Origin of the sequence: Micromonospora okii, assembly GCF_020884795.1 — a bacterium.
GTDB classification, from domain to species: Bacteria; Actinomycetota; Actinomycetes; order Mycobacteriales; family Micromonosporaceae; genus Micromonospora; species Micromonospora okii.
This window is the reverse complement of the sequence record NZ_BBZF01000033.1, coordinates 50,798-56,842: the sequence shown is the minus strand read 5'-3', so window position 1 is coordinate 56,842 and position 6,045 is coordinate 50,798. Positions and strand designations below refer to the sequence as shown.

Sequence of the window (6,045 nt, the reverse complement as noted above, 5' to 3'; positions counted from 1 at the left end):
GCGGCGCCGGTGCAGCACCAGGTCCCGGTCCGGGTCGAAGTCGACCTCCTGCGTGCCGAACAGGGTGAGCCGCCCCTCGCCCCGGACCCGGGCCACCCGGGGGCCGACGGTGTCGGTGTCGACCGTCTCCGGCGCCTCCCCCTCCAGCCCGAGCAGCACGGCCCGGTCGCTGCCGTGACCGTGGCCGGTCGCGCCCAGCGAGCCGAACAGCTCCGCGCGGACCCGGGCCGTGTCGGCGAGCAGCCCGTCGGCCTTGAGCCCGGCGACGAACGTGCGGGCAGCCCGCATCGGGCCCACCGTGTGCGAGCTGGACGGCCCGATGCCCACGCTGAAGAGGTCGAAAACGCTGATCATGGCACTTCCTCGCCGTCGTACCCGCCGCACGACGCGGCCCCGGTCGCGGCCTCCCGGCCCGACCGGCCAGCTTACCCGCGCAGCTCACCCCCATCCACCGATCGCGGAAAGGGGCATCGGGTCGGCCCGTCCGGGTAGACACCTACGGGCCGGGGGAGCGGAATCCTCCTCGCGACCGAGGGCGCGGTGGCCGCCCGTTCCTACCGTGGAGTACAGACGCGGCGGGCACGCCGCAGAGTGGGAGTACGACGATGAGTCGCAAACTGGTCCGGCCCCGCCAGGGGCGCATGCTCGCCGGGGTCTGCGCCGGCCTGGCCCAGCGGTTCAACACCTCCGCCGGGATGATCCGGTTGCTGTTCCTGCTGTCGCTGCTGCTGCCTGGCACCCAGGTGGTCGTCTACCTGGTGCTGTGGGTGCTGATGCCGAACGAGGACCGCTACGCCGTCCGCTACTGATCCGCGGTTGCCCCCGGCCGCCGACACCCGGACGATGGATGCATGTCGATTGACGGGGCGGCCGGCGGGGGCGCGGCCACGGCGGGGCCGCGCCGGCTCCGGGAGGGCTCGGCCCACGGCCGGTTCCAGGTGCTGCACACGCAGCACCTGGAATACCTCCTCGCCGCCGCCGAGAGCTGCGACCTCCTCTACGTCGGCATCACCCAGCCCCGCCTCGACCTGCTGCGCGCCGCCCCCGGGGCGCAGGCCCACCGGCACGACCCGCTGGCGAACCCGCTGACCTACGGGGAGCGCGCGGAACTCGTCACCGAATGCCTCGTGGCCGCCGGGGTCGACCGGGCCGCGTTCGCGGTCCGGCCGTTCCCGATCGAGCGCCCCGAGCTGCTGACCAGGCACATCCCGCTCTCCGCCACGGCGTACACCACGGTCTGCGACGAGTGGAACCTGCACAAGATCGAGCTGCTGAGAGGGCTCGGCTACACCGTGCGGGTGCTGTTCACCCGCGACGCGGGGCGCCTCGCCGGCTCGACGGTGCGCCGCCTGATGGCCGAGGGCGCACCGGAGTGGACCTCGCTGGTGCCGGCGGCCAGCCGGGACTGGCTGCTCCGGCACGACATACCCGCCCGGCTGCGCGCGGCGGCCGGGCGGGGTGGTTCCGGGCCGCTCCCGGGTCAGGGCGCGACGTAGGTGACGGTCACCGTCTGGTAGCCGAGGGAGCGCAGCAGCCCCTCCAGCATCTTGCGGGTGTTCTCCTCCGCGCGGACGGTCAGGCCGCTGTCCCGGGCGGCGGCGGTGATCCGCTCCTCGGCCAGCTTGTAGACCTGCTGCTGGCGGTTCGGGTCGCCCTTGACCAGGTCGTTGAGCCGGTTGAGCAGGCCGCGCTGCTGCGCCACGACGTAGCTCTTCTCCATGTCCAGGTTGGTCTGGGCGAGCTGCGGCGCGGGGAGCTTCACCTCGACGGACTTGCCGTCCGCCGACGTCACCACGGCCCCCTCGCCGATCTTGCCGAAGTCGACGTACGCCTCGACGCTGCCCGTCCCCACGAAGAGCGTGCGCTCGTTGAGCAGGAACTCCGGCACGTTGTTCCGGTCGTTCTGGAGGTCGACCACGACCTGGAAGTTGCCCTCGGCCGCGACGTAGCGGCTGAGGTCCTGGATCGACTTCAGCAGCGGCGGCTGGCTGCGGTCGGTCTGCTCCTTGGCGAACGGGTTGCGGAAGTCGGGAAAGACCCCCGTGGCCTGGGCGCCGAGCAGCACCACCACGGCCACCGCCGCGGCGCCGAGCACCACGAGCAGCCCCCGGGCGGCCCCGGAGGGGCCCCGCGGGGCGGACCGCTCGGCCTCACGGTCACGCTCGGTCGCATGGCCGCGGTCGGCCTCACCGCCACGGTCGACATCGCCGTCAGGGGACATCGCCCTCACCATCCTCGATCGGACATCGTCTGAGAACGACGGTACGGCCACCGTGCGACACGCGCGCGGCAAGCGGCCGCCCGGTCTCATTCGTAGTGGTAGCGGCACTGCGCTATCTGCACCGTGTCGTCCACGATCCGATAGACCAGGCGATGTTCCTGATCGATACGTCTCGACCAGAAGCCGGCCCAGTTGCCCCGGAGCTGCTCCGGTTTGCCGATGCCCTGGTGGCCGTTGCGTCGGATGTCCTCGATCAGGGTGTTCACCCGCCTGAGCATCTGGCGATCCCGTTGCCAGGTCAGATAGTCCTCCCAGCCCCGGCTGGCGAACTGGACCTTCACGCTGCCGACGCCCCACCCGAATTGGCGTCGGGATCGATCAGGTCGTGCGTCTCCCCACCCCCGTCGCGCAGCTCCTCGACGGCCTCGTTCAGCCGGCGCGCGTTGGCGGGACTGGCCATCAGGTACGCCGTCTCCTTCAGCGACTCGTACTCACGCAGTGAGATGATCACGGCGGCCTCACGGCCGGAGCGGGTGACCACGACCTCCTCGGCGTCGTCCACGACGTGGTCGAGCATCTTGGCCAGGTTCTGCCGGACTTCCGAGTAGGGCACGGTGCGCACGATGTCCTCCCGAGGTTGGCGTACAAGAAATTGTACAACCAGCAGGTAGGCGCGGCGGGCCGTCAGGCGAACGCGGAGAGGCCGGTGAGCCGCTGGCCGATGACGAGCTGGTGGATCTCCGAGGTGCCCTCGTAGGTGAGCACGCTCTCCAGGTTGCCGGCGTGCCGCATGACCGGGTACTCCCCCGAGATCCCGTTGGCGCCGAGGATCGTGCGGCACTGCCGGGCGATCCCCAGCGCCTCCCGCACGTTGTTCAGCTTGCCGACGCTGACCTGCTCGGGGCGCAGCTTCCCGGCGTCGGCGAGCCGGCCCAGGTGCAGGGCCAGCAGGAAGCCCTTCTGCCACTCCACCGCCATGTCGGCGAGCTTGGCCTGGGTGAGCTGGAACCCGGCCAGCGGCCGGCCGAACTGGGTGCGCGTGGTCGCGTACGCGAGGGTGGTCTCCAGGCAGTCGCGGGCCGCGCCGAGCGCGCCCCAGACGATGCCGTGCCGGGCCTCGGTGAGGCAGCTCAGCGGGGCCTTGAGCCCGGCCGCGCCGGGCAGCCGGGCGTCCGCCGGGAGCCGGACCTCGTCCAGCGAGATCTCGCCGGTGGTGGAGGCGCGCAGCGACATCTTGCGCCGGATCTCGCGCACCGACACCCCGGGGGCGTCCATCGGTACGGCGAACCCGCACACCCCCTCCTCGGCGCGGGCCCAGATCACGGCGACGTCGGCGACCGGGGCGTTGGTGATCCACATCTTGCCGCCGTGCAGCACCCAGTCGTCGCCGTCGCGGCGGGCCCGGGTCGCCATCGACGCCGGATCGGAGCCGTGGTCGGGCTCGGTCAGCCCGAAGCAGCCGATCGCCTCGCCGGTGGCCATCGCCGGCAGCCAGCGCTGCTTCTGCTCGTCGCTGCCGTAGCGCCAGATCGCGTACATGGCCAGCGACCCCTGCACGGAGACCAGGGAGCGCACGCCCGAGTCGGCGGCCTCCAGCTCCAGGCAGGCCAGGCCGTACGCGACGGCGGAGGAGCCGGCGCAGCCGTACCCGGTCAGGTGCATGCCGAGCAGGCCGAGCCGGCCGAACTCCCGGGCCAGCTCGCGGGTCGGCACCCGGCCCTGCTCGTACCAGTCGGCGACGTGCGGCCGGACCCGCTCGTCGACGAGCCGGCGCACCACGTCCCGGACCTGCCGCTCCTCGTCGTCGAGGAGGGAGTCCAGGTCGAGCAGGTCGAGAGGCGTCATTCCGCCACCTTAACGAAGGCTCAGGCTCGGGTCAGTCGGGCTGACCGGAGAAGACCAGCACCCGGGCGTGGATCTGGTTGCGCTGCTGGAGCGCGGCGCGCAGCGCGCGGTGCAGCCCGTCCTCCAGGTAGAGCCCACCGTTCCACTGCACGACGTGGGGGAACAGGTCGCCGTAGAACGTCGAGTCCTCGGCGAGGAGCTTGTCCAGGGCCAGCTCGCGCTTGGTAGTGATCAACTGGTCGAGCCGCAGCGGGCGCGGCGGAATCTCCGCCCACTGCTTGAGCGTCAGGTTGTGCTCCGGGTAGGGACGCCCGTCCCGGACCGCTCTGAAGATCACGACGACACGCTCCCCTCCCGATGACTGTGCCAGCGTAACCGTCCCCGCCACACCGCGTTTTACTCCCTCATGTCTGGTTCCGCCGAGCCCCAGCGGCCCCGGTGCACCACCTCGTCGAGCGGCCGGCGACCCCGGCGCAGCGACGGCGAGCGGTGGTCCGGCACCCGGTAGCCCACCGTGACCGCGCCGATCGGGTGGTGCTCCTCCGGCACCCCGAACGCCTCCCGGTACGCCCCGAGGCGCTGCGGCGGGATGCCGAAGAAGCACGCCCCCAGCCCCTCGTCCACGGCGGTGAGCAGCATCAGCAGGGCGGCGAAGCCCGTGTCCACGTACCAGTACGGCACCGGCCAGCGCTCCGTCGAGCGGTCCGTCCAGCCCTTGTCCGGCTCGGCGTAGCGGTCCAGGTACGCCGAGCGGTTGGCGTGCGGCACGACGATCAGCGGCGCGCGCCGCATCCCGGCCAGCCACCGCTCCCGCCCGCCGCCGCCCGGGGTGGCCGCCGCCCAGAACCGCTCCCGGTCGGCCGGCTCCTCCAGCACCAGGAAGCCCCAGCCCTGGGCGAACCCCGCCGACGGGGCCCGGACGGCGTGGTCGAGCAGCCGCCGCACCACGTCGGGCGGGACCGGGCGGTCCGGGTCGTAGTTGCGCACCATCCGGCGCCGCCGGACCACCTCGGCGAACTCCATGCCGCTCCCCTCGCCCCGCGCCGGTCAAGCCCCGGGCCGGATGCCCCAGGTGCCCCGCCAGGTGTCCCCCGGCTCCAGGGTGATGACGTCCTTGCCCGAGCGGAACGCGTCCGGCGGGCAGGTCATCGGCTCGACGGCCACCGAACGGCGGTGCCGCTCCCCGCTGAGGGTGTCGCCGGTGAAGACCTGCCACCAGCCGAACTCCCGGTCCGCCCAGACGTGCACGGACGCGGCGTCGCCGGGGGCGGCGAGGGTCACCGACGAGCCGCCGTCGGCGTCGCGCGTCACGTCACCGAACGCGGTGTCGAGCACGGCGTCGCCGATGCGGCGGGACTTGGTGTAGTCGTACTCGGTGCCGGCGACCGGGGTCGCCCCGACCGGCAGCATCCGCCCGTCGACCTGCACCCGGAGCCGGCCGGGCACCCGCAGGGCGAGGTCGTCCACCGCACCGGGCAGCCGCAGGTACGGGTGCGCCGAGTAGCCGAACGGGCAGGGCTCGCCGCCGACGTTGGTCGCCGCGAACTCGACCCGCAGGCCGTCCTGGCCGACCGCGTACCGGGCGCGCAGCCGCAGCGCCCACGGGTAGCCGGGCTGCGGGGGCAGGTCGTACCCGACGGTCACCGCGTCGTCGGCCCGCTCGACCAGGTGCCACGGCACCCAGTTGACCAGGCCGTGCATGGCGTTGTTGCGGGTCGGCTCGGTGAGCGTGAGCTGCAACGACCGGCCGCCGAAGGCGTACTGCCCGTCGCGGATGCGGTTCGGCCACGGGGCGAGCACCTGCCCGGCCCCGCCGGGGCACACCTCGTCGGGGCCGTACCCGTCGAGCAGGTCGACGCCCCCGTTCCGGTAGGTCCGCAACCCGCCGCCCACCTCCACGACGACGGCCTCGTGGCCGGCGGCGGCGATCGTCCACTGTGTACCTGAGGGCGGGCGGGGTGCGTCGTTCTGCATGTTGG

General features: G+C 72.9%; 10 protein-coding genes. 2 read left to right on the top strand and 8 right to left on the bottom strand.

Annotation, left to right across the window (positions count from 1 at the left end; translation table 11 throughout):
- Nucleotides 1-354, bottom strand: a 354-nt coding sequence (locus LPU43_RS28365) for a serine dehydratase beta chain (protein ID WP_305075039.1), incomplete at its 3' end; no start/stop codon positions are given.
- Between the two features lie 251 nt (nucleotides 355-605).
- Between LPU43_RS28365 and LPU43_RS28360 the strand changes: the two genes are divergently transcribed.
- Together LPU43_RS28360 and LPU43_RS28355 are read left to right on the top strand one after the other, a co-directional pair.
- Nucleotides 606-809 carry a PspC domain-containing protein gene (locus LPU43_RS28360; protein WP_229403623.1) on the top strand — a complete coding sequence of 68 codons (204 nt, stop codon included), beginning with the start codon at nucleotides 606-608 and terminating at the stop codon, nucleotides 807-809.
- Nucleotides 810-851: 42 nt separating this feature from the next.
- Nucleotides 852-1,496 (top strand): nucleotidyl transferase family protein, encoded by a 645-nt coding sequence (locus LPU43_RS28355; RefSeq protein WP_229403622.1) that lies wholly within the window; start codon nucleotides 852-854, stop codon nucleotides 1,494-1,496.
- Here LPU43_RS28355 and LPU43_RS28350 read toward each other — a convergent pair.
- The 7 genes from LPU43_RS28350 to LPU43_RS28320 form a co-directional block, all read right to left on the bottom strand.
- On the bottom strand, nucleotides 1,481-2,221 hold the full coding sequence (locus LPU43_RS28350; protein WP_229403621.1) for a DUF4230 domain-containing protein: 741 nt from the start codon (nucleotides 2,219-2,221) through the stop codon (nucleotides 1,481-1,483). The genes LPU43_RS28355 and LPU43_RS28350 overlap by 16 nt on opposite strands.
- Nucleotides 2,222-2,307: 86 nt before the next feature.
- Entirely contained in the window at nucleotides 2,308-2,562 is a 255-nt protein-coding gene (locus LPU43_RS28345) for a Txe/YoeB family addiction module toxin (RefSeq protein ID WP_229403620.1), read from the bottom strand.
- Nucleotides 2,559-2,843 (bottom strand): type II toxin-antitoxin system Phd/YefM family antitoxin, encoded by a 285-nt coding sequence (locus LPU43_RS28340; RefSeq protein ID WP_306416180.1) that lies wholly within the window; start codon nucleotides 2,841-2,843, stop codon nucleotides 2,559-2,561. The genes LPU43_RS28345 and LPU43_RS28340 overlap by 4 nt, the downstream gene beginning before the upstream one ends.
- A 62-nt stretch (nucleotides 2,844-2,905) precedes the next feature.
- The gene (locus LPU43_RS28335) at nucleotides 2,906-4,066 is read right to left on the bottom strand and encodes an acyl-CoA dehydrogenase family protein (RefSeq protein WP_229403618.1); all 1,161 of its coding nucleotides are present in this window, start codon (nucleotides 4,064-4,066) and stop codon (nucleotides 2,906-2,908) included.
- Nucleotides 4,067-4,097: 31 nt separating this feature from the next.
- On the bottom strand, nucleotides 4,098-4,403 hold the full coding sequence (locus tag LPU43_RS28330; protein WP_229403617.1) for a type II toxin-antitoxin system VapB family antitoxin: 306 nt from the start codon (nucleotides 4,401-4,403) through the stop codon (nucleotides 4,098-4,100).
- 59 nt (nucleotides 4,404-4,462) lie between these two features.
- Nucleotides 4,463-5,089 carry a nitroreductase family protein gene (locus tag LPU43_RS28325; RefSeq protein ID WP_229403616.1) on the bottom strand — a complete coding sequence of 209 codons (627 nt, stop codon included), beginning with the start codon at nucleotides 5,087-5,089 and terminating at the stop codon, nucleotides 4,463-4,465.
- Between the two features lie 24 nt (nucleotides 5,090-5,113).
- Nucleotides 5,114-6,040, bottom strand: a complete 927-nt coding sequence (locus LPU43_RS28320) for an aldose 1-epimerase family protein (protein ID WP_229403615.1) — start codon at nucleotides 6,038-6,040, stop codon at nucleotides 5,114-5,116.
- Between the last annotated feature and the right edge of the window lie 5 nt (nucleotides 6,041-6,045).

Bases quoted from the DNA above. Each gene is read 5' to 3' on its own strand.
- LPU43_RS28360 (WP_229403623.1), top strand. From the start codon at position 606: ATGAGTCGCAAACTGGTCCGGCCCCGCCAGGGGCGCATGCTCGCCGGG.
- LPU43_RS28355 (WP_229403622.1), top strand. From the start codon at position 852: ATGTCGATTGACGGGGCGGCCGGCGGGGGCGCGGCCACGGCGGGGCCG.
- LPU43_RS28350 (WP_229403621.1), bottom strand. From the start codon at position 2,221: ATGTCCCCTGACGGCGATGTCGACCGTGGCGGTGAGGCCGACCGCGGC.
- LPU43_RS28335 (WP_229403618.1), bottom strand. From the start codon at position 4,066: ATGACGCCTCTCGACCTGCTCGACCTGGACTCCCTCCTCGACGACGAG.
- LPU43_RS28325 (WP_229403616.1), bottom strand. From the start codon at position 5,089: ATGGAGTTCGCCGAGGTGGTCCGGCGGCGCCGGATGGTGCGCAACTAC.
- LPU43_RS28320 (WP_229403615.1), bottom strand. From the start codon at position 6,040: ATGCAGAACGACGCACCCCGCCCGCCCTCAGGTACACAGTGGACGATC.